Raw genomic sequence first — 26,537 nt, forward strand, 5'->3', positions numbered from 1 at the left:
TGCACACGGCTTCCATGACGGGCACGGCCATGGCTTATGTTTCCATCTCCGGGGTCCGCAAGACCTACGGCTCGCCGCGCGGCCCGGTGGCGGCGCTGGAGGGTATCGACCTTCAGGTGAGGGAAGGGGAGTTCGTCTCCATCCTCGGCCCGAGCGGCTGCGGCAAGTCCACGCTGCTCAAGTGCATCGCCGGGCTGGAGCCGACCACCGCCGGGCAGATCGTCATCGATGGCCGCCCCCTCAAGGGGCCGCCACACGACATGGGCATGGTGTTCCAGCGCGATGTGCTGCTGGACTGGCGCACCATCCTGGACAACGTTCTCATCACCGCCGAATTCATCGGCCGCAAGGGGCCGGAGGTGCGGGCGCGCGCCTCTGCCCTGCTTGCGCGCTTCGGTCTCGGCGGGTTCGAGGATCGGCATCCGTGGGAATTGTCCGGCGGCATGCGCCAGCGCGCCGCCATCTGCCGCGCGCTTCTGTGCGATCCCAAGCTGCTGCTCATGGATGAGCCGTTCGGGGCGCTGGATGCCATGACGCGCGACGATCTCAATCTTGAGCTGGCGCGCATCTGGCAGGATACGCGCAAGACGGTGGTGTTCATCACCCACGGCATCAGCGAGGCGGTGTTCCTCTCCGACCGCGTGGTGATGATGGATCGCAACCCGGGCCGCATCGTCGAGATCATCGACATCGACCTGCCGCGCCCGCGCCATCTCGCCTTGCGCGAGACGCCGGAGTTCGGCCGCTACGTGGCCCACATCCGCCACCTGTTCGCCAGCCTCGGCATTCTCAAGGACGACGATCCGGAAACGGGATCGGGAGACCACTCATGAGCGACAGCAACCCGCTTTTCGCCTCGCGCACCTTCCGCGCGCTGCATGAGGTCGGCATGGTGGTCCTGCTGCTGGCTGGCGTGGTGGTGGTGTGGGAGGCGGCGGTCTACGTCTTCAAGCCCGCTCCGCTGATCCTGCCCTCGCCGAGCGGCATCTGGGATGAGTTCCTCCTCGCGCCGGCCTATTTCCTGCGCATGTCGCTGTTCACCCTCTACACCACGCTCGCCGGCTTCGTACTGGCGGTGGTGCTGGGGCTCGGCCTCGCGGTGGGCATCGTGCATTCCAAATTCATGGAACGCACCGTCTATACGCTGCTGGTGGCGCTCAATTCCGTGCCCAAGGTGGCGCTGGCGCCGCTGTTCGTCATCTGGATGGGCACCGGCATCGAGCCCAAGATCGCCATTGCACTCATGCTGGCCCTGTTCTCGGTGGTCATCGATGCGGTGCTTGGCTTGCGCTCGGTGGACCCGGACATGGTGAACCTCGCCCGCGCCAGCCGTGCCTCCTCTTTCGACATCCTGCGCAAGATCCGCTTTCCCAACGCTCTGCCGAGCGTGTTCGCGGGCCTGAAGGTGGCCATCTCCTTCGCGCTGGTGGGCGCCATCGTCGGTGAGTTCGTGGCCGGCTCCGAGGGGCTGGGCTTTGCCATCCTCACCGCGCAGGGGCAGTTCGATACGCCGCGCGTGTTCGTCTGCCTCATCCTGCTCGGCTTGCTGGGTACGGCGCTCTTCTATGTGGTGGAGGCGCTGGAGCGGCTGCTCCTGCCCTGGCACGTGTCGCAGCGCGTGCCGGGCGGCCCCGGCCACTGACGCCCGCGCGTGTCGGAGCCCGGCCAAGCCCATGCCCTGCCGGCCATCGGCGCGCTGACGGCGACAGCCGTCCTGTGGGGCAGCAACCATGTGGCGGCGCGGGCCATTCATGAGGCCGTGCCGCTGCCCTCGCTGATCTTCTGGCGCTGGGCGCTGGCGCTGCTGGTGCTGGTGCCCATGGCGCTGCCGGGTCTTCTGCGGGAGCGGGAGGCGATCCGCGCCCGGTTCGGCCGGCTGACGGTGCTCGGCGCCTTAGGGGTGGGGCTGTTCTCGGTCTGCCTGTACGCCGGGGCCTATCACAGCCTTGCCCTTGAAGTGGGGCTGCTGAATGCGACGACCCCCATCTGGGTTCTTCTGCTGGCGGTCATGACCGGGGCGGCACGACCCCGAGCGGCCCAGGTTGCGGGCGTCCTGCTGGCTTTGGCCGGGGTGATCGTGGTTCTGCTGAAGGGGGACATCGGCAATCTGCTGACCCTGAGGCTCGGCATCGGCAACCTCTGGTCGCTGCTCGCGGCCATGGTCTTCGCCTGGTACACCTTCGCGCTGGGCGCCCGGCCACTCGGCCTTGCGGCGCTCAACGTCACGGTGCTCACCGCCCTCACGGGCTTTTTCGTGGTCATTCTTCCCGTCTATGCCGCCTTCGTGCTGACGGGGGGCGTGGATCCCCTGTGGGCACGGCCATCGTTCGGCGATGCGACGCTGGCCGTCCTCTACATCGCCATAGGCCCGACCCTGCTGGGCAATCTGTTCTGGATCTATGGGGCATCGCGACTGGGGGCCGAGCGGGCGGGGCCCTTCCTGTATCTGTCACCGCTGGCCGCGCTGGTCCTGTCCACCTCGCTGCTCGCAGAGCCGTTGGGGCCGGTGCAGGTGATCGGCGCCGCAGCCATTCTGGGCGGTCTGGCGATTTCGGCGCGCGGGCGCCGGCCGCGTCTGGCCGAGGCATCGAGCAACTGATCCAGCCCTTACGGGCACTGGAACGGCTCCCTCAGCTGCGTGGCACCTTGCGGATGTCCTCATAGAAGCCGTGCAGCCGCTCCAGGGAGCCCTGGGTGCGCTCGGGCTCGGAGGCGGCCAGACCCACCACCATGATTTCGAGGCTCATGAGCACCAGCCCGTGCAGCGGCACCATTTCCGAGCGGCCGCGCGGCACGCGGATCACCACGTCCGCTTCCTTGGCGAAGGTGGAGTTCGGGGCGTTGGTCAGGAGGATGATCGGGTTGCCGAGGCGCTTGGCCTCCAGAATGGTGGCCATGCCCTCGCGATGGGCATTGGCCTGTCCCATCATCACCAGCGCATCCCCCGCCCGCATGCCGAGCAACTGCTCCGCAAGGGAAATGCCGGTGCGGTTGAGGGCATAGCCGGGGCGGCCGTTGCGCGAGAACAGGCGGGCCACATAATCGGCCAGCACGCCCGAGGCGCCGATGCCGAAGATGCCGATGCCGGCCGCCTCGCCCAGAATGCGGATCGCCTGCGTGAACGCCTCCCGGTTGGGCGCGGAACGGATCTCGTCGATGCCGCTCAAATGGCCGTCGCAGACGAAGTCGATGCTGCTGTCCGCATCGGCGGTCAGTGCGTCGGTGGTGGAGGCCATCTTGTCGGCTGAGGAGAGCGCGCCGCCGAAAAAGCCGGACAAAGTCTGCTTGAGGTCGCGCAGACCCTCGAAGCCGAGCGCCTGTATGGCCCGGATCACGGTCGCATCCGAGGTGCCGGTGGCCGCCGCGATATCCAGTGCCGACTGGTTGAGGACCGATCGGCGGTTATCGTTGATGTAGGTGGCCACCGTGAGCAGGCTGGGCGACAGCGTTGAGCTGCGGCTCTTCAGCCGCTCGCCGAAGCGGTCGGTCCTGCGCTCCTTCTGGGAAGAGGCATTCGATCTCGGGACATTCGATTTCATGGCGCACTCCCCCCTTTCAGGCGTCCGGCCCGGTCACAGTTGCGACAGCCTGTTTCTTTCCACGAGGAGATCGGCATCGCACAAGGGCACATAGCCCTCCCGCGTCCGCGTCATGTCCGCGACGATGGCCTGCCCGCGCCCGGAGAGCGCCAGTGTCAGGAAGTCCCTGATCAGCGGCGTGAGGGTTCCACCCTTCGGCAGGTCGAAATAGAAGGCGACCGGCGCGGAGAGCGGATAATCGCCGGCCGCCACATGGTCGAGGCAGGGCGTGCGAAACGCTTCGCCGGCGGTGCGGGAGAGCGGCAGGATGCGCACGGCGTCGGACACCTTCGCGGTCTCCAGCCAGCCGATGGCGCCGATGCCGAAGGGATCGTCGGCCACGGCGCGGATCACTGCCTCGCGGCTGTCCAGCGTCTCGTAATGGGCGACATAGACCGGGGCATGGAGATAAGTGTCGCGGAACCCGGTGGCGTATTTTCCGTCATCCCGGAGGCCGTAGACATGGATGCGCCGTCCGGTCCAGCGCCCCTCAAGGCCGAGCTGGTCCCAGAAGGTGATGTCGCCCTCGGGCCGGCCGGGGCAGAACACCCGCGCCAGATCGCCCACGGCGAGGCCGGCGAGCGGATTGTCCTTGTGCACGTAGATGGCGGGCGGGGTCTTGGCGCCCACGCGCGGGCCGTGGCCGGCATAGCCGACGCGGATGGATGTCGGCTGATAGCCCCTGGCCGAGCGGAAGGTCGCCGCATCGCCCCGCCACGGCAGGCGGGACATGGGTGCGAGATCCGATGCGCCCGAGGCGAGCGCCGGAATGGCGGTCGAGGAGCCGCGCAGATCCACGTGGAAGCGCGCGTCGGGATGTGTCTCGCGCAGCAGGGCGCAGAACTGCTCGACGAGCAACTGCATGCCGTCATTGCCCATGAGGGTGAGATGCTGGGAGCGGGTCACTTCTGGGCGTCCTTGTGGGGGAGAATGCGGGCAAGCGCTGCGGTTTCCGCGCGTGCCTGAGCCGCTGTCAGGGGGATATAGCCACGCGGCTGGGCGGCGATGATCGCCTGCCCCTCGCGCGCGAGCACGAAGCGCAGGAATTCCTGCGCCAGCGGATCGAGCGGTATGTTTTCCTGCTGGCGCACATAGGCGTAGAGGAAGCGGCCGAACGGATAGGCGCCGTCGATCACATCCTGCGTGCTGCCGTCCGAATATGGCTGCCCCGCGCCGAAGGAGAGCGGCACCATGCGGATGTCGTCGGTCTCCCGACCGATGGCGGCAACCGCAATGCCCGAAGGTGTCGCGGCGAGCCGCCCCAGTACGTTGTCGGTGCTGATCAGGCGCTCATAGGCCGGGGCCGGCACGCGATTGGCGAGGTGATGCTTCTGCATATAGGTGCCGAAGCCGGTGAATTCGGGCGTGCCGATGGGATGGATCGGCCGGGTCGCCCAGTCGCCATCAAGGCCAAGCTGGCCCCAGACCGAAAAGTCCCCGCCGGGATTGCCGATGGTGAACACCTGCGACAGTTCCGTCGTGGTCATCCGCGCCAGAGGGTTGGAGCGGTGGACATAGAGGCCGAGCGAGGTGGCGAGGTGCTGGGAGGTTTCCTCCGCCGCATGGGCGATGCGGATGGCCACCGGCGGCGCGCCGACGCACTTGCGATAGGGCACCACCTCCACCGGCGTGATCTCGCGCCCCATGACACTGAGCAGCGACTGGCCGTTAGTGATGAAGGCCATGGCCGAGGGCGTGCCGCGCAGGTCCACATGGAAGCGGATGCCGCTCACCTCTTCGAAGGCGGCGCAGAAGCGCTCGAAGATGAACTGCCCATGCTCCGATCCGCTGATGCGCACCCGGCCATCGTCCGTCAGATAGGTGGCCCCCTCCGGCACCGCGACCGGGCGCGGCTCATAGACGGGCAGGGCGCCGTCCACGGGGCGCGGCATCCAGCCGGCGGCGGGTGGGCTGTCCGGCAGGGCGGCGTGCGAAGCGTGATCCAAGAGATGAGTCCTTGCTGCAAAAGGCGTGAGAAAGGCGCGTGGCGGCTCAGGGGCGCTTCAGCGGGGGCTGGCGGCCGGAGACCTGCGACTGGATGGTGGAGACCATCAGGCTGAGCGCGGCGTAGGAATTGGAGATGGCCTCCTCGCGGGCGAGGATGGTGTAGCGCCCCTCGCGGCAGGCTTTGAGGAAGGCGCAGTAGCCCGGCATCACCTTCTCCATGTCGGCGATCTCGTCCGCCGGCTTGCCGCCCTGATCGGAGCGGTAGGTGTCGAAGATGAAGTCGGCATCCAGCTCCGGCAGGCGCTCGGCGCTCACATCCATGCGCTTGCCGGGCGGGATGGCATCCACCAGCGCAGGGAAGCGGAAGCCGGCATCCCGCAGCACCTGCCCCAGCGACTGCTGGGTGTGGTGCACGGTGATCTTGCCCTTGTTGGCCTGCAAGGCGACGACGGTGATCGCCCCCGTGTCCACCACCGAGCGCAACTGCGCGATCTGCATGCGGTAGCGCCGCTCCAGAATGGCGAGCTGCGCCTGCGTGCCGGTGAGGTCGGCGATCTTGCCGTAAAGCTCCCCCGCGCCGCCGTCCCGATTGTCGAGGCTGACCGTCGGGGCGATCTTTTCCAGCTGCTCGATGGGCGTGTTGCGCGAGGGCTCGGTGATGATCAGGTCGGGCTTGGCCGCCACCACCGCCTCGATGTCGATGCTGGTGGTGCCGATGAACTTGATGTCCGAATTGTCGAAATCCACGCCCGTCAGGATGGCGCTTGAGCGCAGGAAATGGGTGCCGTCGAGCCGCGTGCGGCCGTGGCTCGCCACCGGGCGCGCGCCCAGCTCGATCAGCGGGATGGTGATGTCGAGATCATGCAGCGAGACGATGCGCAGCGGTTTCGCCGGCACGGTGACGGAACGGCCGAGATCATCCTTGAACAGGCGCGTCTCCTGCGCGGAGGCGGGCGCGGTCAGGGGCAACAGGCAAAGCAAGGCGAAGAGGAGGGGAGCGCGTCGGGTCATCGCGGGGTTCCGTCCGGGTCAGAGCTGGTTGCGCCGCCGCCAGAGCAGCAGCAGGAAGAAGGGCACGCCCATCACCGACATGACGATGCCGGCGGGAATCTGGAGCGGGGCGAAGGCGAGGCGGCCGATGGTGTCGGCGGCAAGCACAAGCAGCGCGCCCACGAGGGCGCTGGAGGCCAGCAGCGTCACCTGATTGCCGCGCATGAGGAAGCGCGCCATGTGCGGTGCCATCAGGCCGACGAAGCCCAGGCTGCCGACGCAGGAGACGCTCGCCGCCGTCATCAGCACCGGAGCTGCGAGCCGCAGCACGGAGAGCCGGCGCAGGCGCACGCCGAGGCCGGTGGCGGCGCCATCGCCCAGCAGCGCGGCATCGGAGGCGCGCGCGGTGGCGAACAGGATGACGGTGCCCGCCAGCGCCCAGATGGCGGCCACCGAGAGCAGCGGCCAGCCGGCCGCGTGCAGGCTGCCGGTCATCCAGACGAGCGCCGTCTGCACATCGCGGATGTCGGCGGTGGTGAGGAAGATGAGGACGATCGACGACAGCATCCAGGACACGCCGATGCCGACCAGCACGAAGCGGGTGCGGGACAGGTCGCGGGCAATGAGGATAACGAGAAGGGCCACGCACAGCCCGCCCGCCATGCCCGCCACCGGCCGCCAGCCAACGCTGGCGGCGGGGAACAGCAGGATGACGGCGAGCACCATGACGCTGGCGCCTTCCTTCACTCCGATGAGGCCGGGATCAGCAAGGCCATTGCGGGTAATGGACTGCATGGCCGCGCCCGCCAGCCCCAGCATGGCGCCGCTGAGGGCGGCGATGAGGATGCGGGGCATGCGGATGTCGTAGAGGATGTAGAGCTGCTCGCGCGTGCCGGTGTCGGGGGCGCGCAGCAGGCGGGCGAGATCAGGCAAGGCGATGGCATAGCTGCCCCTGGAGACGGCGTATGCCGCAAGCCCCATGACGAGAAGCGCCAGCGCGAGACAGGCCAGCACCGCCACCGGGCGCGCCAGCAGCGCGACGGGGCCGAGGGCGAAGCGCCGGTAGCCATTGGCGTGCGAGGGGCTTGTCATCGGAAATACCGCGATACGATGAGGAGGAAGACCGGCGCGCCGAGCACGGCGGTCATGATGCCGGTGGCCAGCTCGCGCGGGGCGAGCAGGGTGCGGGCGGCAGCGTCCGCGCCGAGCAGGATGAGCGCGCCCGCAACCGCCGAGAGCGGCACCAGCAGCCGGGCATCGCGGGAGATGAGAATGCGCACCGCATGCGGCGCCACGAGGCCGACGAAGCCCACCGGGCCAGCCAGCGAGACCGATGCGCCGCACAGCAGAGCGGCGGCGCCCAGCGCGGCGAAGCGGGTGCGCCGGAGGTTGACGCCGAGGCCGCTCGCCACGTTCTCCCCCAGCGCCAGCGCGTTGAGTTGCGGCGTGATGGCGAGCGCGCCGAGCGCCGCGAAAGCTGCGGGCACCGCCGCGCAGGCAAGGCCCGCATAGGTGAGGCCGGAGAGATCGCCCGCCAGCCACAGCCGCAGATCGGCGAGTGTCTGCTCGTCGAGAATGAGCAGCGCCGAGGTGAGCGATGCGGCGAAGGCGGAAAAGGCCACGCCGCACAGGATCACCTTCAGCGGCGTCAGCCCGTCCCGGCCAGCGGAGGATGCGGTGATGATGAGGCTGAACAGCAGCCCCGCGCCGATGGCCGCCACCAGCGGCCGTGCGGCCAGTGCCCCGAAGGCGGTGCCGCCGGCAAGGCCGAGGGTTGTCGCCAGCACCACCGCGAGGGCCGCGCCCGCATTGAGGCCGAGCACATGCGGCTCGCCCAAAGGGTTACGCGTGACAAGCTGGAGCAGCGCGCCGGACATACCCAGCGCCGCGCCCACCAGCAGGCCGCTGAGCAGACGTAAAAGTCGCAGGCCTATGATGACCTTGTGATCAAAATTGGCGGGGTCATAGGCGAAAACCGCCCGCACCACGGTACCCGGCCAGATGAAGCGGCTGCCGATGCCGAGATGGATGGCGCACATGATGACCAGCAGTGCCAGCGCCAGCAGGCCCGCCGCCAAACGGCCATGCGCACGCCGGCGCGGCAGGGAAAGGGGCTGTGTGCGCGCACCGGACATCAGGCGGTATCGCCCCCGCGGCGGGGAATGAAGACCGGGCCGCCTGTCTCGGGGTGGGGCACCATCAGCACCTCGATGCCGAACACATCGCGGATGAGCGCGGGCGTGCAGTCGGCGGGCGGGGAGGCGGTGCCGCGAATGGCGCCGTCCTTCAGGAAGACCACGGTGTCCGCATAGCTGACCGCGAGATTGAGGTCGTGCAGCACGGCGACGATGGTGCGGCCGTGGTTCAGGGTGAGATCGTGCAGCAGGTCGAGGATCTCCACCTGATAGCGCAGGTCGAGAAAGGCGGTGGGCTCGTCGAGCAGGATGGTCTGCGTTTCCTGCGCGATGGCCATGGCGATCCAGCAGCGCTGGCGCTGCCCGCCGGAGAGATCGTCCACCGGCCGCCTGGCGAATTCCAGCGTGCCGGTGAGGCGCATGGCGCGCTCCACGGCGGCCTCGTCCGCATCGGACCACTGCCGCAGCAGGCCCTGATGCGGATAGCGCCCGCGCGAGACCAGATCGAAGACGCTGAGACCTTCGGGCTGCAACGGGTTCTGGGGCAGGATGCCCAGTTCGCGGGCGAGTGCCTTGGTGGGCATGCGGTGGATAGCCTTGCCGTCCAGCGTCACCACGCCCCGCATGGGCGCCAGCAGGCGGGACATGGCGGAAAGCAGGGTGGACTTGCCGGATCCGTTCGGCCCCACCAGCGCCGTGAAGCGACCGGCCGCCACATCCAGCGACACACCGTCCAGCACCGCATGCCGCCCGTAGCCCGCCGCCAGATCCTCTGCGGCGAGGCGGATCACGTCCGGAGGCGGAACAAGCGAAGGGTTCGAAAGAGGCGACATCACGGAAGGTCCAGCCGGAAACGCGTTTAAAGCATGGGCAATCGGATGCGGCACATCACGCGCGTCCGTGGCGGGATCTCCCGCCGACACGACAGGTGATCTCCGTAGCGGCTGTAGTAGTCAATTTTGGAAGGCATTGAAAATGGGGTAATGGGCATCAAATTCGAGTAATTTAGGATGATTCTAAGTATGCGGCGGCGTCAGTCCGGGCTGAGATCGGCAGAAGTGGCGATGTAATCTGTAATGGCTCTAAAGATGGTGGAGCGGACGTCCGGAGCTGTTCTTGGGTTTTTTGCTGCGATTTGCTAGGCAGGGCACCAGCGTCGCGACAGGGCGCCGTCCATCCGTCCAGCCTTTGCGGGAAAAGCGTTTGCGGGTGACTGAAATGGCCGGTGTCCTGGCCATGGATGGTGGCCGTGGACATCTGGCGGAGCAGTGGGGGCGGCGGAAAACCTCCACAAACAGCAATGGAAGAAGCGCAGGTGATGATCCCGTATAAAACGGCCCGGATCCAGAATGGACGGGCTCCAAATTGGACTACTACGATCACGCTTGGCTAATCGGGCGCCAACTGACTGTGCATCGTCGGTGGGGCGGGTTCATGGCGCGCCGCCGATGCATGGGGATCATTGCATCGGGATTGGGAATATGGCGCCTCTGTCGTGTGTCACTCGGAAGGATCTGGTTCGCCTGTGCGCGGCGACTCTGTTGGTGAGCGTGGCGCACGTGGACATGAGCCATGCCCAGCAGGCCACCGCGCAGGCTTCGGCCTCCGGGCAGGGCGGTGAAACCGCCTGGGGCTCCCCGGAAATCGCTCTCGACACCGTGAGCGTGACCGGCGCAGGGGAAATGGCGACGGCGGGCTACCAGCCCATCACCAATTCCTCCGCCACCCGCACGAACATGCTGATCCTGGACATTCCCCAGGCGGTGAACGTGGTGAGCCAGGAGGTCATCAACGACCAGCAGGACCGCACCCTCGACGAGGTGCTGCGCAACGTCTCCAACGTCACCCAGGCCAACACGCTGGCGGGCACGCAGGACGCCTTCATCCGCCGCGGCTTCGGCGACAATCGCGACGGCTCGGTGCTGACCAATGGCCTGCGCACGGTGCTGCCGCGCAGCTTCAATGCCACCACCGATCGCGTGGAAGTGCTCAAGGGGCCGGCCTCCACGCTCTACGGCATCCAGGAGCCGGGCGGCATCATCAACGTCATCACCAAGAAGCCGCAGGATGTGTTCGGCTCCTCATTCGAGCTGTCCGGCACCAGCTTCGGCGGCGGCTACGGCACGTTCGACATCACCGGCCCCATCGCCAACACCAACCTTGCCTATCGCCTCATCGGCGAGTGGCAGGATAATGACTATTGGCGCAATTACGGCGAGGTGAAGCAGAACCTCATCGCGCCTTCGCTCGGCTGGCACGGCGAGAATACCTCGGTCGATGTCTCCTATACCCATCGCGAGTACACCGTGCCCTTCGATCGCGGCACCATCTTCGACCCGACCACGGGCAAGGCGGTGACGACGGATCGCCGGATCCAGTTCACCGAGCCCTACAACATCACCAACGGCCAGTCCGATCTGGTGCTGGTGAACGCTTCGCATAACTTCAATGACAAGTGGAAGCTGAAGGTCGATTACGCCTACAGCCATGACAGCTATTCGGACAATCAGGCCCGCGTGATGGCCTACGACCCGGCCACCGGCAACCTGACCCGCCGCGCCGATTCCACCAACGGCTCGTACCAGACCCAGCACAATGTGCGCGCCGACCTGTCCGGTGAATTCACCGTGGCCGGCTTCAAGAACGAGCTTCTCGTCGGCGCCGCCTACAGCGATTACGACCTGCTGCGCACGGACATGATCCGCTGCCCGAACACCACCGGATTCAACATCTACAGGCCCGTGTACGGCACGCTGGCGAAGTGCACCCGCGTCTCCGCCGCCGACAGCGACCAGACCATCCAGCAGTCGGTCTACAGCGGCTATATCCAGGACGCGCTGTATCTGACCGACCAGTGGATCCTCGTCGGCGGCGTCAGCTTCCAGCAATACACCCAGTATGCGGGCAAGGGCCGGCCCTTCAACGCCAATACGGACAGCGACGGCACGTCGGTCAATCCGCGCGCCGGCATCGTCTACAAGCTGACGCCCGACATCTCGCTCTATGCGAACTTCGCCACCGGCTTCGTGCCGCAATCCTCCATCGCGGACAATATCGGCAGCCTGCCGCCGGAGGAGAGCGTCTCCTATGAGGCCGGTGCCAAGTTCGAGCTGATGAACGGCCTCACCGCGACGGCGGCGATCTTCAACATCGAAAAGAAGAACGTGCTCTATAACGAGACGCTGTCCAATGGTGACACCGTTGCCCGCACCGCTGGCAAGGTGCGCTCGCAGGGCTTCGAGTTCGACATGGCCGGGCGCCTGACCGACCGCATCAACATCATCGCCAGCTACGGCTATCAGGACGTGAAGGTGGTGGAAGATCCGACCTATGCCGGCAACAGCCCGGTCAATGTCTCGCCCTACACCGCCTCCATGTTCATGACCTATGACGTCGGCCGGGTGCTCGGCGACGACAATCTGAAGATCGGCGGCGGTTTCAGCGCCCAGGGCAAGCGCGCGGGCGATGCGGCCAACAGCTTCTATCTGCCCGGCTACGCCGTGTTCGATGCCATGATGGCCTACACCATCAACGTCAAGAACCCGATGACCATCCAGCTGAACGTGAAGAACCTGTTCGACACCACCTATTACACCTCCTCCATCGGCAACAATCTGGGCGTCGCCATCGGCGCTCCCATGGAAGCGGTGCTCTCGGCACGGGTGAAGTTCTGATCGGGCAGGGCGTGCACGGGCTCCGGCCGTGCACGCCCGCGCTCATGCCTTTCCACATTCTGAAATACTGATTTCCGGCGCTCTGCCCTTACCTCGGCCATGCGAGGCCCCTATCTCTCCGCCGGGCAGTTCTGTCCACGCGCATCATCGAGATAAGGATCAGCCGCATGGCCCCCAGAAATCCCGCCGAGAGCTTTCCCGCAGGCTACGAACCCTCGAAGGTCTGGGAATGGGAGAAGGGTAATGGCGGGCAGTTCGCCAACATCAACCGGCCCATAGCCGGCGCGACTGCGGAGAAGGAACTGCCGGTGGGGCAGCATCCCCTGCAGCTCTATTCGATGGCCACTCCCAACGGCGCCAAGGCCTCCATCATGCTGGAGGAACTGCTGGCGGCTGGCCATGCCGGGGCGGAATATGACGCCTGGCCGATCCGGATCGGGGAGGGCGACCAGTTCGGCTCGGGGTTCGTGGATATCAATCCGAACTCCAAGATTCCCGCCCTTCTGGACCGGTCGCCCAAGGGCGGCGGCGCGCCCGTCCGGGTGTTCGAATCCGCTTCCATCCTGGTCTATCTGGCGGAAAAATTCGACGGTGCCTTCCTGCCCACCGACATCAAGGCGCGCACGGAGACCTTCAACTGGCTGTTCTGGCAGATGGGGTCCGCGCCCTTCCTGGGCGGCGGCTTCGGTCATTTCTATGCCTATGCGCCGATCCACATCAAATATGCCATCGACCGCTATGCCATGGAGGTGAAGCGGCTGTTCGACGTGCTCGACAGGCATCTGGCCGACAACCGCTATCTGGCGGGCGAGGACTACACCATCGCGGACATGGCCACCTGGCCCTGGTATGGCGTGATGGCGTTGGGCGAGGTGTATGGCGATGCGGCCACCTTCCTTGATCTCGCGTCCTACAAGAACGTGCAGCGCTGGACGGCGGAGATCGCCGCCCGCCCCGCCATCAAGCGCGGGCGCATGGTGAACCGGACCTGGGGCGACCCGGCCGGACAGCTGCCGGAACGGCATGCCGCATCCGACTTCGACACGAAGACGGCCGACAAGCTGGCCTGATCCATAAGAGCCCGTGCGGTGCCGGAAACAGTCCGGCACCGCCTTTTCAAGGCTTCTGCCGTTGGGCGGGAGCGTCTGGCCTCTGGACGAGCCGGGACAGCGCCTTGCGCAGCCGTGGCGTGGCGAAATCGAGGAAGCGGCGCATCTTGAGCGGCATCTGCGCGCGCGGCAGATGGAGCAGGCTGACCGGCACTGGCTCCGGCTCGAAATCTTCCAGCAGCAGTCGCAGCGCTCCGGCCTCCACGGCGGCGGCCGCCTGATAGTGCAGCAGACGCGTGATGCCGACATTCCGCATGGCCGCTTCCGCAGCGGCCTCGGTGGTGGTGACGGCCAGCCGTGGCGCGATGGCGATGTCCTGCCGCACACCGGAGCCGGGCGTCCGGAACGACCAGCTGGAAGCGGGCTGCAGCATGTCCACGGTCACGCAGGGAAGTTGCGGTAGCGCGCCGGGGGCAGCGGGGACGCCGTGGCGATCCAGAAAGGCGGGGCTGGCGCAGGTTACGATCCGCATCAGGCCCACCTGCGTGGCCACCATGGCACTGTCCGGCAGGCGAGCGATGCGCACCGCCATGTCCACATGCGCGTCCGCGAGATCCACATTGCGGTCGGACAGCAGCAGGCGGATGTTGATGTCTGGAAACTGGTCGAGGAAGTCCGCCACCACGGGCAGCACATGGAGGCGGCCGAACTGGATCGGGGCGGTGAGCACCAGTTCGCCCTTCGGGGCATCGAATTCTCCGGCCGCCTCGCGCTCGGCCTCCTCCACCTGATCGAGGATCCGGCGCGCGGCAGCCACATAGACGGCGCCCGCATCGGTCAGGGTAAGCTTGCGGGTGGTGCGGATCAGCAGTTGCGTGCCCAGTAGGGCTTCAAGCTCTGATATCTTCCGGCTCAGCGTGGGCAGGGGCACCTTGAGCGCGCGGCCGGCGGCCGACAGGCTGCCCGCCTCGGTCACGGCCACCAGCAATGACATGGCTTCGAGGCGGTCCATGGCGCCGTTCCAATTTCCGGAAGAATGGATCTCGAAAATACAGGATTATCCCAATCCGTGAAGGGGGCCATCTTTGCAGTCAGGGGAAGGGGCCGGGGCATGACGCCCGGTTGCCGGCCCCGCCAGAGAGGGGTGCATCATGTCCTATGGCTTTCTCGATATTGCCGTGACGCCCAGTGTCCGTGCGGTGCAGGAGCAGATGGGCGTGGACCATGTCTGGAGCGATTTCCAGGGCAATCGCGCGTTCGATCGCTTCACCGAGAACGAGGCGGCGTTCATTGCGGACCGCGACAGCTTCTACATGGCCTCGGTTTCGGAAACCGGCTGGCCCTATGTACAGCATCGCGGTGGCCCGCGCGGTTTCCTGAAGGTGGTGGACGAGCGTACGCTGGCGTTTCCCGATTACCGGGGCAACCGCCAGTACATCAGCACCGGCAACGTGATGGCGGACGGGCGGGTGAGCCTGTTCCTGATGGATTATGTCCATCGCGCGCGGCTCAAGATCTACGCCCATGCGGAGATACTCACGCCCGAGGCTGATCCGGCGCTCACCGAGCAGCTTGAGACGCCGGGTTATCGCGGCAAGGTGGAGCGCATCTACCGCCTGCGGCTGGACGCGTTCGACTGGAACTGTCCGCAGCACATCACGCCGCGCTTCACCGAGGCGCAGGTGGCGGAGGCTGTCGCGCCACTGCGCCAGCGCCTCGCCGAGCTGGAAGCCGAAGTCCGGGAACTCCGGGCTTCGGCTGGATAGGGCGCCGAAGGCGCGGATCAGAAGTCGGCGGTCAGCGGGTTGGGGCCGATGCGGCCGTCCTTGCGGTCGAGTCCGTCGAGCACCGCCATCTGGTCCGCCGACAGCACGAAATCGAACACCTTGGCATTCTCGTCGATGCGGGCCGGCGTGACCGACTTCGGAATCACGATGAGCCCGGACTGGAGATGCCAGCGGATGATGACCTGCGCCGGGGAGCGGCCGTGGGCCTTGGCGATTGCCGCGATGGCGGGGTCGGTCAGGAGCTGGCCCTGGCCCAGCGGGCTCCAGGATTCCGTCGCGATGCCGTGGCTGGCGTGGAAGGCGCGCAGCGCCCGCTGCTGGAAGGTGGGATGCAGCTCGATCTGGTTCACCACCGGAAGCTCGCCGGTTTCGGAGGCGAGGCGCTCCAGATGCTCCGGCTCGAAGTTGGAGACGCCGATGGATTTGGCGCGGCCTTCCGCCTTCAGCTGGAGAAGCGCCCGCCAGGTGTCCACGAACCGGTCGTTCTTCGGCGCCGGCCAGTGGATGAGATAGAGGTCCACATAATCCGTGCCGAGCCGCTTCAGGCTCTCGTTGAACGCGCGCAGGGTGCTGTCGAAGCCCTGATCCGCATTCCAGAGCTTCGTGGTCACGAACACATCGCCTCGCGCCACGCCGGATGCCTTCAGGCCCTCGCCGACGCCCTGCTCGTTGCCATAGACCGCAGCGGTGTCCACATGGCGATAACCGGATTTCAGGGCATGGGCGACGACCTGTGCGGCGATGTCGTTGGGTGTCTTCCAGACGCCAAGGCCGAACTGGGGCATGTCGGCACCGTCGCGAAGTTTCAGGGTCTGCATCAGTCTTCCTCGTACGATCTCTTCGGGGGCACGCGCCTCGGGCCGTGCCCGACCGTACGGGACAGGTGGGGCGCATCGCGGCAGGAGACAAGCCTGCGGGGCTTCAGTTTTCGGTGACTCTCCGCTGCTGTCGGCCGGGCACATCATGCGGCGGGGCGTTACGCCAAAGGCCCGGGTTCCCTTGTGTGCGGGCATCGCCCATCATCGCACCGCCATGCATGATTCTGCTGTCCTCGCCTGGGTGCTTTTCGCGGCGCATGTGGCCGTGCAGATCATCTTCATGGTCCGCGCGCTGCTGCGCCCGCACCGCGAGCCGTCCTCCCGCCTTGCCTGGATTCTGGTGATCGCCCTCGCGCCCGTGGTGGGCGTGCTGGCCTATGTGCTGTTCGGCGACAGCAATCTGGGCCGCCGGCGCCTTGCCCGGCTGCAGGCGGCCTTCGCGGCGCTGCCGCCCGCCGGCGAGGTGGCGGGCCCGGCCATGGAGGCGGGCGTTCCCGAGCGCTATGTCCCGCTGTTCCGGGTGGGGCACTCGGTCAGCCATTATCTGCCCGTCGCCGGCAACCGCGCGGCCTTGCTGCCGGATTCCGCCTCGGCCATCGCAGCCATGGTGGCGGACATCGATGCCGCCCGCCACAGCGTGCATGTGCTGTTCTACATCTGGCTCGCCGACGGGAGCGGCCTGAAGGTGGTGGAGGCCCTGAAGCGTGCCGCCGCGCGCGGCGTCACCTGCCGCGCCATGGCCGATGATCTCGGCTCGCGGGCGATGATCCGCTCGGCCCACTGGCGCGAGATGGAGGCGGCCGGGGTGCAGCTTGCCGCCGCGCTGCCCGTGGGTAATCCGCTGCTGCATCTGCTCTTCGGGCGAGTGGACATGCGCAACCACCGCAAGATAGTGGTGATCGACAATGCGCTCACCTATTGCGGCAGCCAGAATTGTGCCGATGCGGCCTTCGCCGTGAAGGCGAAATATGCGCCCTGGGTGGATGTGATGGCGCGGTTCGAAGGGCCGGTGGTGCGGCAGAACCAGCATCTGTTCGCCAGCAACTGGATGGCGCAGGTGAATGAGGATCTTGGCCCCCTGCTGCGCGCACCTCTGCCCGCGGCGGAACCGGGTTTCGTGGCGCAGGTGATCGGCACCGGCGCGGGCGTGCGCTATTCGGCCATGCCGGAGATGTTCTGCGCGCTGATGAATGCGGCCCGGCGGGAGCTCGTCATCACCACCCCCTATTATGTGCCGGACGAGCCGTTGCAGGCGGCTCTGTGTGCCAGTGCCCGGCGGGGCGTGGCCACCACCATCGTGTTTCCGGCCCGGAACGATTCCTGGATCGTGGCGGCGGCAAGTCGCAGCTATTATCGCGACCTGCTGGAGGCGGGCGTCGAGATCCGCGAATATGCCGGTGGCCTGCTGCACGCCAAGACGCTGACGCTCGATGGCGATGTCACGCTGATCGGCTCCGCCAATATCGACCGGCGCAGCTTTGAACTGAACGCCGAGAACAACATTCTTCTCTATGACACGGCGTTCACCGCCACCGTCCGCGCCCGCCAGCAGGTGTTTCTCGATGCCTCGGCGGTGGTCTCGCGCGCCAGGGTCGAGGGCTACAGCCCTGCGCGGCAGCTCTGGAACAACCTCATCGCCATGCTCGGGCCGGTGCTGTAGCTGCACGCGGCAAATGAAAGGGGCCGCCGGCTGATGCCGTGGCCCCTTCGCAGGTTTCCCTTTTCGCCCGGTGCGGCGCCCGTGAGGAGGCGCCGCACCGGGTCCGTCAACCGGCCCTGCCGGCGGGCATGCCGGCGGCGCGGGCCTGCTGCTCGGGCTCATCGAACACCGCCACCTTGGGCGGTGTGCCCTGATACTTCTCCAGTTCGCAGCTGCCCGTCTGTGCCGACGTGGCCTGCGCGAGCCGGGAGGTGGCGACGCTGCTGGTCAGGTTGTTGACGTCGCCATAGCGGCACAGGGTGCCTTCCTCGCGCGGGTTCTCCGGGTCGTACCAGCCGCCCTCGTCGATGCGGATCACGCCGGGGCGGATGTCTTCCGACACCTTGATCCCGACAAGGATCTGGCCGCGATCGTTGAAGGCGCGGGCGACATCGCCGTCCTTCAGGCCGCGCCGGGCCGCATCCACCGGGTTGATCCAGCAGGGCTCGCGTCCGGCCACCGCATACTTCTCGCGCAGCACCGTGCCGCAGAGCTGCGAGTGCAGGCGATAGATGGGGTGGTTGGAAGCGACGTGCAGCGGATACTTGGTGGTGGGGCCATCGAGCCGCTCGATGGGCTCCATCCAGGTGGGATGGGGCGGGCAATCGTCATACTTCATCTTGGCGATGGCCTTCGAGAAGATCTCGATCTTGCCCGAGGGCGTACCCAGCGCACTGAGCAGCGGATCGTTGCGGAAGGCGGCGTAGCCGACAAAATCCTTCTGCGCCTGCTTCACCGGGAATTCGAGCGCATCCTCGCTGTTCCAGAATGCGTCGAACACCGGCATTTCCATGCCCTTGGCGCGGGCTGTCATGCGGGCCTTCTCGTAGAAGTTCCGGATCCAGTCGATCTCGGTGAGGCCCTCGGTATATTGCTCCTTCAGCCCGAGGCGGTCGCAGATGCCGGCATAGACGTCATAGTCGGACCGTGCCTCATAGAGCGGCTCGACGATCTTGCGCATGGGCACGATGTGGCTGAGCGCGAAGTCACCCACCTGCTCGATGTCGTTGCGCTCGTAGGACGTGGTCACGGGCAGTACGATGTCCGCGTGGCGGGCGGTGGCCGTCCACTGGAAGTCGTTGACCACGAAGGTGTCGATCTTCCGCCAGGCCCGCAGCATCTCGTTGCGGTCCTGATGGTGGGCGAACGGGTTGCCGCCCGCCCAGAAGGCCATCTTGATGTCCGGATATGTGACCTTGCTGCCGTTGAAGTCGATGGTCATGCCGGGGTTGAGCAGCATTTCCACCACGCGCGACACCGGGATGGAGACGCCCGTATCGCCCATGCAGTAGGAGGTGGTGTTGCCGGGCGTGCAGCCGGGAGGCAAGTCGGCCAGCGCGCGGCCGCGTCCGTCCGACATGCCGGGCACGCTCGGGCTGTCGTGCGTCGGCACGCCCGCATTGTAGTGATAGGAGAAGGCGAAGCCGCCGCCGGGCAGGCCGATCTGGCCGAGCATGGCGGCCAGCGTCACCAGCATCCACGGCGGCTGCTCGCCGTGGTGCTGGCGCTGGGTGGACCAGCCCATGGACAGCATGGTGCGGTTGCCGGCGAAGGTGCGGGCCAGCTCGCGCAGCTTGTCCGCCGGGATGCCGCAGATGTCGGCCGCCCACTCAGGCGTCTTCGCCACGCCGTCGGTCTCGCCGACGAGATACTTGCGGAAGTCCTCGAAGCCGGTGGCGTACTTCTTCAGAAATGCCTCGTCATGCAGCTTCTCGGAATAGAGCACATGCGCGATGCCGAGCATCATGGCCACATCGGTCTGCGGCTTCGGGGCGATCCATTCGCCGTCGAGAAACTGGCAGGTTTCTGTGCGCACCGGATCAATGCAGATCAGCTTGACGCCGGCCTTCTTCACCACATCCAGCCCGTCCATGTATCCATGGTCGGGCACCATCCAGGCGATGTTGGAGGTGTTGGCGGGGTTGCAGCCCCACATCACCAGCACCTTGGTGTGCTTGGCCAGCATCTCGTAGGTGGTGCACTGGTCCACCACGCCGGCCGAGCCGATGACGTGCGGCAGGATCACCGAGGCGGCGGCGTTGGAGTAGTTGCCGACAGAGGAGACGAAGCCGCCGGTGAGCTTCAGCATGCGCCACAGCAGCACGCGGCAGCTGTGCACCTTGCCCACGCTCTTCCAGCCGTAGGAGCCGCCATAGACGGCGCTGTTGCCGTGGGTCTTGCGCACCCGCGTCATCTCGGCGGCGACCAGATCCAGCGCCTTGTCCCAGCTGACACGCACGAAATCACCCGTGCCGCGTCCATCCGGATCGGCGCCCGGCCCCTGTTCCAGCCACGCCCGGCGCACCATGGGATACTTGATGCGGGTGGGCGAGTAGATGGAATCGCGCATGCCCTCCAGCATCACGCTGGGATGGGGATCATGCTCCCACGGCAGCACCTTCTCGAAGCGGCCGTTCTTCACCTGGGCGCGGAACACGCCCCAGTGCGAGGCCGAGAGCGGCAGGCGGTCCGGCGTCTGCGCCAGCGCGCCATTGGCGAAGAGCGAGCCGCCACCGGCGCCGAGGGCGGCCAGGGCCGCGGCGCTCTTGATGAATGACCGGCGGCTCAGCTGAGACGGGAAGGGCCGGTTGTTACCCATGGACATGGGGAGCCTCCTGATGGGAAAGGGGAGCCGGGCCGGGGATCGGGCACGGCTGGGATGCGCTGACGAGGAACGCATCGAGCAGCACGAAGAGGGGGGCATAGACGCCGCCGTGCGGGCTGCGGGCCACGGCTGTGGCCACCGAAGGCGCCCAGCCGCGCAGACGCCCGAGCAGGCCGGCGGCCTCATCCGGACGGTCGAGCAACAGCGCCCTGGCCAGCGCCGCCAGTTCCACCGCCAGATGGTCCGGCGGTTCGCGGCAGGGGCCGTCCACGCGGATGTCGAGCGCGCGCAGGGTCTCCTGCATGGCTACGAACGGCGCGTTGAACAGGCCGGGACCCTCGCCGCAATAGCTGCTCTCATAGAGCGAGATCGACTTCGGGCCGGAGACACCCTCGAACAGCAGCACATATTGATGTGCGATGCGGGCTTCCGCCTGTTCCGGCGTTCCGCTGCCGAGGGCCTCGGTAAGGGCGGCGGCCGCCGAGCCGCAGTCCAGTTCCACGCCGAGCGTGTGGACGAAGGCGCGGGCCTGCAGCCGCCGGTGCCGCTCGATGCCGGCGGCATCCAGGGGCGCCAGCAGCAGGCCGGAGAACCAGTTGGCGATGAGCGCCATGGCCTGCGCCTCCTCGCTCGGGTCACGGGCGGCGGGGCCGCCCGTGAGGTCAGGATGCGCGATCTTCGGCATCAGTGGCCTCCCTTCATGTCCTTGGCGTGGTTCTGGACATAGGCGAGGAGCAGCCGGTACTCGTCATTGTTGAGCGAGGTGTAGCGGCGCATCGCACCAAGGGTGCCGATCCACTGGTTGGCCGTGAAGTGCTCCGGCGTGTTCAGCGAGTGACAGGTGGCGCAGGAGGCCGACAGCAGGTTGGACGAGAAGTGCCAGAGATTGTCCTCGCTGACATTGAGGGCGGCATCGTCGATCCAGAGGCTGGTCTTCACCTTGGCCCAGCGTGCGCCGGTGTCGCGATCGGTCTCGAACGGGCTGCGCTCCACCTTGGCGGCCGCATCGTCATCCAGCACCGCGGCCATGATCCGCTTGCCGCTGGCGGCATAGATGACCGAGGTGACGCCCTCCGGCTGCCAGCCTTCGAGGCGGACCTTCAGCTGCTTGCCCTGCCGTTCCTCGACGGTGATCCTGGCGGCGCCGAGCAGCTTGCCGTTGCTCCTGGCCGCATCGCCGATGGCGGCGGCATCCGGATAGAGCGGCTTGGTCATGCTGGCATAGAGCACCTGCGCCTTGGCGATGTCGGTCGCCGGGGAGGTGGGCAGGGGCACATCGTTCTTCTGCACCGGAACCATGACCACCTTGGTGGTGTAGTTCGGCGCCGGCTGGCCCGGCGCGGGGCTGTTCACGCCCGGCACGGTCTTCAGATAGGCCGCCATGGCGCGCAGGTCATTGTCGGGCAGCTGCTTGGTGTTGAGGATGACCTCGGCCATGTCGCCGCCCGCCGTCTTGCCCAGTGGGCTGAGGCCGAGCTTGAGGTAGCTGACGATGGAGGCCTCGGCCCAGAAGCCGATGCCGGTGTCATGCTGGCTGATGTTGGGGAAGAAGGCCTTGCCGTCCGGCGTCGCACCGCCGCCATAGCGCCTGGCGTCCGCGATCACGCCCATGAAGTTGCGGGGGGAATGGCATTCGGCGCAGTGGCCGGCGCCTTCCACAAGGTAGCGGCCACGTTCCACCAGCGCCGCCTGCGTCTGCGGATCGATGGCGCCGTCCTTCGGCAGGGCGACGGGTGCGGTGCCGCCGCTGGCGGGCTGGCCGTCGAGGAAGGCGAGGCGCCACACGCCGATGCCCCGGCGCAGGGTATAGGGGAACTTCAGCTCGTGGTCGACCGCCTTGCCGGCGATCGCCGGCAGCGTCTTGATGTAGGCGAACATGTCGCGCACATCGTTGGCGCTCAACCGCTGGTAGGAGGTATAGGGAAAGGCGGGATAGAGGTTCTGCCCATCGGGCAGGATGCCGCCGGGGCCGACGCCCTCGCGCACGGCGCGGGTGAACTGCGCCAGCGTCCAGCTGCCGATGCCGTCCTTCGGATCGGACGAGATGTTGGGCATGCTGAACTTGCCGAATTCGGTATCCAGCACCCGCCCGCCGCCGAGCTTGAGCGGATCGTGCTGGCCCGGTGTGGCGTGGCATGTTGAGCAATCGCTCGCCACAAACACGTCGCGGCCGTTCTTCAGGTCCGCCGGGCCCTGGTCGGCCACGTCGCGCGTCGGGTGGGTCAGCGACCAGGTCCAGGGGGAGGTGAGGACGAGGAAGCCGGCGGCACCGAGGATCGCGGCTGCCGCGACCCCCTTTGCCAGCAAGGCCTTCCTGGATCTCTGTTGTCCGAGCATGTCTGGTCCTTTCCGGCCACTTAATCGTGCCTCGGTTGCGATCCTGTAGATCTGCGCGCTCAACCGTCGGTATGTGCGATGCTTCGAAACAAAACCTGATCTATCCAGTCGTTATTGTTTCAAATATCGCTTCTCGGCTCGCGTTTGATCGCTGTTTTCTGATGTAAAACTAGATTTGTTTACATGGCATGCATTGCGTTGAATCAATGTAAGTTGAATGTGTTTTCCGGTAGAAATCGAGTTGACTTCGCAACCGGCGCGCGTGAGTTGATTTGTCCTTGGTAGGATTGCGCATGTGCGGATGTGTCGCGTGGTGGGCTTGGGCTTTGCTTGATGCACTGCCGCCGGCAACGGGGGGCATGAGATGGGTGATGCAGACGGTGATTTTGGTCTGGGCGCGGTGATCTGCACGGCGGAGGTGGATTGCGATGCCCTTCTCGAAGGGGTCGCCCGCCACCTGCATGCGCGTGGCCACGACGTCGCAGCCTATGTGCATCGGCATGCGTCCGACGACGATGCCTGCTGCGACTCCATTGCGGTGGAGGAGATATTCAGCGGATTGCGCTGGCTGATCACCCAGTCACTGGGCTCGGGATCGCAGGCCTGTCGTCTCGATCCGCACGGGCTTGCCGATGTGGCGGCGCACGCCATGGAGGCGCTCGACCGGGGGCCGGATCTCGTCATCCTGAACAGGTTCGGCAAGAGCGAAGCCGAGGGGCAGGGCATGCGGGACGTGCTGGCGCGCGGATGCGCGGCGGGCATTCCCATGCTGACCGTGCTCAAGCAGGAGCATCTGGGCGCCTGGGATGCGTTCACGGACGGGATGGCGCAGGTCATCCCGGCGCATCCGGAGGCTGTTCTGGGGTGGTGCGACCGGGTTATGGCGCCCAGAGGAGGCGTGCGTGCTGCATCTCAAACCTGACATCCCGGCGGGCGCGGACGCCGCGCCGGTGCTGGTGGACGGCTTCTGCCGGCAGATCCGCTATCTGCGGCTGTCGGTGACGGACCGCTGCGACATGCGCTGCCTCTATTGCATGGCCGAGCACGCGACCTTCGCGCCGCGCCGCGAGCTGCTGTCGCTGGAAGAGCTGTATCGGCTTGCCGCCATCTTCATCCGGCGCGGCATCCGCAAGATCCGCCTCACCGGCGGGGAGCCGCTGGTCCGCAAGGATGTGATGCGGCTCGTCGCTGATCTTTCGCCGCACCTCGCCGACGGCAGTCTGGATGAGCTGACGCTCACCACCAACGGCTCGCAGCTCAAGCGTTTCGCGGGCGATCTGGTGTCAGCCGGCGTCAGGCGCGTGAATGTGTCGCTCGATACGCTGGATGCCTGCCGCTATGCCGCCATCACCCGCTGGGGGCGGCTGGAGCGGGTGATGGAGGGCATCGATGCGGCGCAGGCGGCCGGCCTTCACGTGAAGCTGAACGCGGTGGCGGTGAAGGGCCAGATCGAGACGGAGGTGGACAGCCTGATCGCCTTCGCCCACGGTCGCGGCATGGATCTGACGCTGATCGAGGAAATGCCGTTCGGCGACACCGGCCGGAACGGTCCGGGGAGCTTCCTGTCGCTGCAGGAACTGCGAAACAGCCTCGCGGAGCGCTGGACGCTGGTACCGGTGCTGGACCGCACCTCGGGGCCGGCGCGCTATGTGCGGGTGGCGGAAACCGGCGGACGGCTCGGTTTCATCACGCCCTTGTCCTGCGATTTCTGCGCCGGCTGCGATCGCCTGCGGGTGGGCAGCACGGGGCAATTATACACCTGCATGGGCCATGAAGAGCCGGTATCCCTGCGGGACGTGCTGCGGGCGAATCCGGAGGACGACCGGCAGGTCGAGCAACTGATCAGCCGGGCGGTGATGGGCAAGCCGCGCGGCCATGGCTTTGGCATGGATGGCGGCGGCGCGCTGAAGCGTCCCATGTCCGCTCTGGGTGGCTGAATTTGGGAGGCAGAATGCGTATCGCCATCGTCACCATTTCCGATCGGGCCTCGCGGGGCGAATATGAGGACATCAGCGGGCCGGCCATCGAAGCCTGCCTGCGCCGCTTTGTCGTGACGCCCTTCGAGGCGGTGCGCCGGATCGTGCCCGATGGGCGAGACAGCGTGGCGCAGGTGCTGCGGGCGCTGTGCGATGATGATCCGGTGGATCTCATCCTCACCACGGGCGGCACCGGCCCTTCGCCGCGCGACGAGACGCCCGAGGCCATGCGTGACGTGATGGAGAAGGAGCTGGCCGGCTTCGGCGAGCTGATGCGCCGCGTGAGCCTTGAGCAGACGCCCACCGCCATCCTCTCCCGCCAGACGGCAGGCATCCGGGGCAGGACGCTGATCATCAATCTGCCGGGCCGCCCGGCGGCCATCGACCTGTGCGTAGAGGCGGTGTTTCCGGCCGTGCCCTATTGCCTCGATCTCATCGGCGCCGGCCGTCTGGAAACCGATCCCGCCGTGCTGAAGAGTTTTCGGCCGGGCTGACGTGCTCTAGCCGCAGCAGGCGTGCCGGAACCAGCCGCCTACGGCGCGCTCCAGCTCCGGCCATGCGGCCTTGAGTGCCTGAAAACGCGGCAGGTTGTTGCGGAACAGGCCGCGCAGCTCGCGCTCCATGGCCGGCAAATCGATGCCGGTGGGAACGCCATCGCGCACGATGGTGCGCCCCGCCACCACCACGTCGCGCACGCATGACGTATTGCCGCGCGCGAACAGCAGGTCGATGGGATCGAGGGCCATGAAGGCGTCCCGGTCCAGCACATCGAGGTCGAGCACAGCGAAATCCGCCGGGGCGCCGGGCACGAGATGGCCGGGGCCGGGCGCGCCCGTGGCGCGACGGCCGTTGCGCAAGGCGAGTTCAAGGAATTCGGCGCGGCCCCACGTGCGCTCGAAACCCGTGCCGCCGTGCGTCATCTGCACAAGGCGCAGCTCGCGCAGAGCGTCGTCGTCATCATCAAGCGCATTGCCGTCCACGCCCACCGTTATGGCGCAGCCGGCCTTGTGGGCCTTCGCCACCGGGCCGAGGCCGGAGTGCAGGTGCAGATTGGAGCTGAAATTGGTGACGATGGTGGCGCCGGCCTCCGCGATCAGCGCCAGCTCATCGGGCCGGGCGTGGACGCAGTGGGCCAGTGTCAGCCGCTCGGAGAGCAGGCCGATGTCCTTCAGATGCCGGACGATGCCCTGCGGAAAGGTCTGGTCCGCCCACGCGCGCTGATAGGGCGTCTCCAGCAGATGCATGTGGACACGCCGTCCGGTGGCGGCGGAGCGCTCGGCAATCGCCTCCAGCAGTGGCGTCGAGCACCATTGCACGCCGGCCGGGCCATACTGCACATCCACCATGGGGCCGCCGATGGCGTCCGCGATCTCCTCCACCAGCTCCACATAGGCGCTTGGCGGCGTGGGCGCGCGGATGAACATCTCCTCCACTGCCGCGCGGGCGGGGGCGGAAAGATCGGTGAGGACAGGCGCGCTGTCGCCATAGACCAGCGGGTTCTGGTCGCGCACGGCGTGCGCGAAGGCGAGGCGCACGCCCACGTCGGAGGCGGCGCGGGCGATGGCGCGCGCTTCGTCCACGAGGGGCAGGGTGCCGCTGGGCCGGGTGTAATGCACCATCACCGCGCCGCAGCCGGCGCGCGCGGAGCGGGCCAGCGAGACGGCGGCGGCGAGATAGGGATCGGGCGGGGTGCCGAGCGCGGAGCGCAGGATCCACGTCTCCAGCGGCATGCCGGAGGCGCCGAAGGAGGTCATGCTCGGCCGGGCGTGGTCGTGCGCATTCACCAGCGCCGGAATGATGAAGCGCCGGCCCTCCGGCAGTGTCGGGGCGGGCAGGATGGCATCGATGACGCCATCCTGATGGGTGAGGGCGACGTTCGCGGCGAGGGTTTCGCCGGTAAACAGGCTTTCTGCGAACGCCGTCCCGGTCATGTGCGTATGCC

The 26,537-nt window shown here is 67.0% G+C and carries 23 protein-coding genes; 10 read left to right on the forward strand and 13 right to left on the reverse strand.

Translation table 11 applies throughout. The annotated features are described in order from the left end of the window. The first annotated feature begins 14 nt into the window (after positions 1-14). From IEW24_RS15110 to IEW24_RS15120, 3 genes are read left to right on the forward strand one after another with little or no spacing between them, the layout of a single operon-like run. The gene (locus IEW24_RS15110; protein WP_244644475.1) at positions 15-833 is read left to right on the forward strand and encodes an ABC transporter ATP-binding protein; all 819 of its coding nucleotides are present in this window, start codon (positions 15-17) and stop codon (positions 831-833) included. Then, positions 830-1,642: an ABC transporter permease gene (locus tag IEW24_RS15115; RefSeq protein WP_188580059.1), complete on the forward strand. Its 813-nt coding sequence runs from the start codon at positions 830-832 to the stop codon at positions 1,640-1,642. Before IEW24_RS15110 ends, IEW24_RS15115 begins: the two co-directional genes overlap by 4 nt. 9 nt (positions 1,643-1,651) lie before the next feature. Next, entirely contained in the window at positions 1,652-2,599 is a 948-nt protein-coding gene (locus IEW24_RS15120) for a DMT family transporter (protein WP_188580061.1), read from the forward strand. A 31-nt stretch (positions 2,600-2,630) separates the two neighbouring features. Here IEW24_RS15120 and IEW24_RS15125 read toward each other — a convergent pair whose 3' ends face one another. Genes IEW24_RS15125 through IEW24_RS15155 form a run of 7 tightly spaced genes read right to left on the reverse strand, consistent with a single transcriptional unit; the run spans position 2,631 to position 9,483 of the window. Continuing rightward, the gene (locus IEW24_RS15125) at positions 2,631-3,539 is read right to left on the reverse strand and encodes a MurR/RpiR family transcriptional regulator (protein ID WP_188580063.1); all 909 of its coding nucleotides are present in this window, start codon (positions 3,537-3,539) and stop codon (positions 2,631-2,633) included. Between the two features lie 33 nt (positions 3,540-3,572). Then, on the reverse strand, positions 3,573-4,484 hold the full coding sequence (locus tag IEW24_RS15130) for a PstS family phosphate ABC transporter substrate-binding protein (protein WP_188580065.1): 912 nt from the start codon (positions 4,482-4,484) through the stop codon (positions 3,573-3,575). Further along, on the reverse strand, positions 4,481-5,524 hold the full coding sequence (locus IEW24_RS15135) for a PstS family phosphate ABC transporter substrate-binding protein (RefSeq protein ID WP_188580067.1): 1,044 nt from the start codon (positions 5,522-5,524) through the stop codon (positions 4,481-4,483). The genes IEW24_RS15130 and IEW24_RS15135 overlap by 4 nt, the downstream gene beginning before the upstream one ends. 46 nt (positions 5,525-5,570) lie before the next feature. Continuing rightward, a complete protein-coding gene (locus IEW24_RS15140) occupies positions 5,571-6,536 on the reverse strand; it encodes an ABC transporter substrate-binding protein (protein ID WP_188580069.1) in 966 nt (321 codons plus the stop codon). 18 nt (positions 6,537-6,554) lie between these two features. Continuing rightward, positions 6,555-7,607: a FecCD family ABC transporter permease gene (locus IEW24_RS15145; RefSeq protein ID WP_188580071.1), complete on the reverse strand. Its 1,053-nt coding sequence runs from the start codon at positions 7,605-7,607 to the stop codon at positions 6,555-6,557. After that, positions 7,604-8,650: a FecCD family ABC transporter permease gene (locus tag IEW24_RS15150; RefSeq protein ID WP_188580073.1), complete on the reverse strand. Its 1,047-nt coding sequence runs from the start codon at positions 8,648-8,650 to the stop codon at positions 7,604-7,606. Before IEW24_RS15150 ends, IEW24_RS15145 begins: the two co-directional genes overlap by 4 nt. Beyond that, entirely contained in the window at positions 8,650-9,483 is an 834-nt protein-coding gene (locus IEW24_RS15155) for an ABC transporter ATP-binding protein (protein ID WP_188580075.1), read from the reverse strand. Before IEW24_RS15155 ends, IEW24_RS15150 begins: the two co-directional genes overlap by 1 nt. A 711-nt stretch (positions 9,484-10,194) precedes the next feature. Between IEW24_RS15155 and IEW24_RS15160 the strand changes: the two genes are divergently transcribed. Then, entirely contained in the window at positions 10,195-12,324 is a 2,130-nt protein-coding gene (locus tag IEW24_RS15160) for a TonB-dependent siderophore receptor (protein WP_244644436.1), read from the forward strand. 167 nt (positions 12,325-12,491) lie between these two features. Then, on the forward strand, positions 12,492-13,394 hold the full coding sequence (gene yghU / locus IEW24_RS15165) for a glutathione-dependent disulfide-bond oxidoreductase (RefSeq protein ID WP_188580077.1): 903 nt from the start codon (positions 12,492-12,494) through the stop codon (positions 13,392-13,394). A gap of 46 nt (positions 13,395-13,440) precedes the next feature. On the opposite strand, the gene IEW24_RS15170 is transcribed toward yghU, so the two are convergent. Further along, positions 13,441-14,385 carry a LysR family transcriptional regulator gene (locus IEW24_RS15170; protein ID WP_188580079.1) on the reverse strand — a complete coding sequence of 315 codons (945 nt, stop codon included), beginning with the start codon at positions 14,383-14,385 and terminating at the stop codon, positions 13,441-13,443. Positions 14,386-14,524: 139 nt separating this feature from the next. Between IEW24_RS15170 and IEW24_RS15175 the strand changes: the two genes are divergently transcribed. Further along, the gene (locus tag IEW24_RS15175) at positions 14,525-15,139 is read left to right on the forward strand and encodes a pyridoxamine 5'-phosphate oxidase family protein (RefSeq protein WP_188580081.1); all 615 of its coding nucleotides are present in this window, start codon (positions 14,525-14,527) and stop codon (positions 15,137-15,139) included. A gap of 17 nt (positions 15,140-15,156) precedes the next feature. Here IEW24_RS15175 and IEW24_RS15180 read toward each other — a convergent pair whose 3' ends face one another. Next, the gene (locus IEW24_RS15180; RefSeq protein ID WP_188580083.1) at positions 15,157-15,978 is read right to left on the reverse strand and encodes an aldo/keto reductase; all 822 of its coding nucleotides are present in this window, start codon (positions 15,976-15,978) and stop codon (positions 15,157-15,159) included. A 214-nt stretch (positions 15,979-16,192) separates the two neighbouring features. Here IEW24_RS15180 and cls point away from each other — a divergent pair, with 214 nt between their 5' ends. Continuing rightward, entirely contained in the window at positions 16,193-17,638 is a 1,446-nt protein-coding gene (gene cls, locus IEW24_RS15185) for a cardiolipin synthase (protein ID WP_188580085.1), read from the forward strand. Positions 17,639-17,744: 106 nt separating this feature from the next. Here the strand turns inward: cls and torA are convergent, their stop codons facing one another. Genes torA through IEW24_RS15200 form a run of 3 tightly spaced genes read right to left on the reverse strand, consistent with a single transcriptional unit; the run spans position 17,745 to position 22,589 of the window. After that, positions 17,745-20,282: a trimethylamine-N-oxide reductase TorA gene (torA, locus tag IEW24_RS15190; RefSeq protein WP_210324225.1), complete on the reverse strand. Its 2,538-nt coding sequence runs from the start codon at positions 20,280-20,282 to the stop codon at positions 17,745-17,747. Next, complete coding sequence (locus tag IEW24_RS15195; protein WP_188580087.1) at positions 20,269-20,967, reverse strand: TorD/DmsD family molecular chaperone; 699 nt, start codon at positions 20,965-20,967, stop codon at positions 20,269-20,271. Before IEW24_RS15195 ends, torA begins: the two co-directional genes overlap by 14 nt. Continuing rightward, positions 20,967-22,589 carry a c-type cytochrome gene (locus IEW24_RS15200; protein ID WP_244644437.1) on the reverse strand — a complete coding sequence of 541 codons (1,623 nt, stop codon included), beginning with the start codon at positions 22,587-22,589 and terminating at the stop codon, positions 20,967-20,969. Before IEW24_RS15200 ends, IEW24_RS15195 begins: the two co-directional genes overlap by 1 nt. Positions 22,590-22,983: 394 nt before the next feature. Here IEW24_RS15200 and IEW24_RS15205 point away from each other — a divergent pair, with 394 nt between their 5' ends. Genes IEW24_RS15205 through mog form a run of 3 tightly spaced genes read left to right on the forward strand, consistent with a single transcriptional unit; the run spans position 22,984 to position 25,089 of the window. Next, on the forward strand, positions 22,984-23,541 hold the full coding sequence (locus tag IEW24_RS15205; protein ID WP_188580090.1) for a DUF2478 domain-containing protein: 558 nt from the start codon (positions 22,984-22,986) through the stop codon (positions 23,539-23,541). 31 nt (positions 23,542-23,572) lie between these two features. Further along, positions 23,573-24,556 (forward strand): GTP 3',8-cyclase MoaA, encoded by a 984-nt coding sequence (gene moaA, locus IEW24_RS15210; RefSeq protein ID WP_210324231.1) that lies wholly within the window; start codon positions 23,573-23,575, stop codon positions 24,554-24,556. Positions 24,557-24,570: 14 nt separating this feature from the next. Then, positions 24,571-25,089, forward strand: coding sequence for a molybdopterin adenylyltransferase (gene mog / locus IEW24_RS15215; protein WP_188580094.1), 519 nt, complete (start codon positions 24,571-24,573; stop codon positions 25,087-25,089). 6 nt (positions 25,090-25,095) lie between these two features. Here the strand turns inward: mog and IEW24_RS15220 are convergent, their stop codons facing one another. After that, positions 25,096-26,526, reverse strand: coding sequence for an amidohydrolase family protein (locus IEW24_RS15220; RefSeq protein ID WP_188580095.1), 1,431 nt, complete (start codon positions 26,524-26,526; stop codon positions 25,096-25,098). Between the last annotated feature and the right edge of the window lie 11 nt (positions 26,527-26,537).

The sequence above is a fragment of the Azorhizobium oxalatiphilum genome, assembly GCF_014635325.1.
Taxonomy (GTDB): Bacteria; Pseudomonadota; Alphaproteobacteria; order Rhizobiales; family Xanthobacteraceae; genus Azorhizobium; species Azorhizobium oxalatiphilum.

Excerpts from the sequence above, each read along its gene's own strand:
- IEW24_RS15110 (WP_244644475.1), top strand. The coding sequence starts at position 15 with ATGACGGGCACGGCCATGGCTTATGTTTCCATCTCCGGGGTCCGCAAG.
- IEW24_RS15115 (WP_188580059.1), top strand. The coding sequence starts at position 830 with ATGAGCGACAGCAACCCGCTTTTCGCCTCGCGCACCTTCCGCGCGCTG.
- IEW24_RS15125 (WP_188580063.1), bottom strand. The coding sequence starts at position 3,539 with ATGAAATCGAATGTCCCGAGATCGAATGCCTCTTCCCAGAAGGAGCGC.
- IEW24_RS15140 (WP_188580069.1), bottom strand. The coding sequence starts at position 6,536 with ATGACCCGACGCGCTCCCCTCCTCTTCGCCTTGCTTTGCCTGTTGCCC.
- IEW24_RS15145 (WP_188580071.1), bottom strand. The coding sequence starts at position 7,607 with ATGACAAGCCCCTCGCACGCCAATGGCTACCGGCGCTTCGCCCTCGGC.
- IEW24_RS15150 (WP_188580073.1), bottom strand. The coding sequence starts at position 8,650 with ATGTCCGGTGCGCGCACACAGCCCCTTTCCCTGCCGCGCCGGCGTGCG.
- IEW24_RS15155 (WP_188580075.1), bottom strand. The coding sequence starts at position 9,483 with ATGTCGCCTCTTTCGAACCCTTCGCTTGTTCCGCCTCCGGACGTGATC.
- yghU (WP_188580077.1), top strand. The coding sequence starts at position 12,492 with ATGGCCCCCAGAAATCCCGCCGAGAGCTTTCCCGCAGGCTACGAACCC.
- IEW24_RS15170 (WP_188580079.1), bottom strand. The coding sequence starts at position 14,385 with ATGGACCGCCTCGAAGCCATGTCATTGCTGGTGGCCGTGACCGAGGCG.
- IEW24_RS15175 (WP_188580081.1), top strand. The coding sequence starts at position 14,525 with ATGTCCTATGGCTTTCTCGATATTGCCGTGACGCCCAGTGTCCGTGCG.
- IEW24_RS15180 (WP_188580083.1), bottom strand. The coding sequence starts at position 15,978 with ATGCAGACCCTGAAACTTCGCGACGGTGCCGACATGCCCCAGTTCGGC.
- cls (WP_188580085.1), top strand. The coding sequence starts at position 16,193 with ATGCATGATTCTGCTGTCCTCGCCTGGGTGCTTTTCGCGGCGCATGTG.
- torA (WP_210324225.1), bottom strand. The coding sequence starts at position 20,282 with ATGTCCATGGGTAACAACCGGCCCTTCCCGTCTCAGCTGAGCCGCCGG.
- IEW24_RS15195 (WP_188580087.1), bottom strand. The coding sequence starts at position 20,967 with ATGCCGAAGATCGCGCATCCTGACCTCACGGGCGGCCCCGCCGCCCGT.
- IEW24_RS15205 (WP_188580090.1), top strand. The coding sequence starts at position 22,984 with ATGGGTGATGCAGACGGTGATTTTGGTCTGGGCGCGGTGATCTGCACG.
- mog (WP_188580094.1), top strand. The coding sequence starts at position 24,571 with ATGCGTATCGCCATCGTCACCATTTCCGATCGGGCCTCGCGGGGCGAA.
- IEW24_RS15220 (WP_188580095.1), bottom strand. The coding sequence starts at position 26,526 with ATGACCGGGACGGCGTTCGCAGAAAGCCTGTTTACCGGCGAAACCCTC.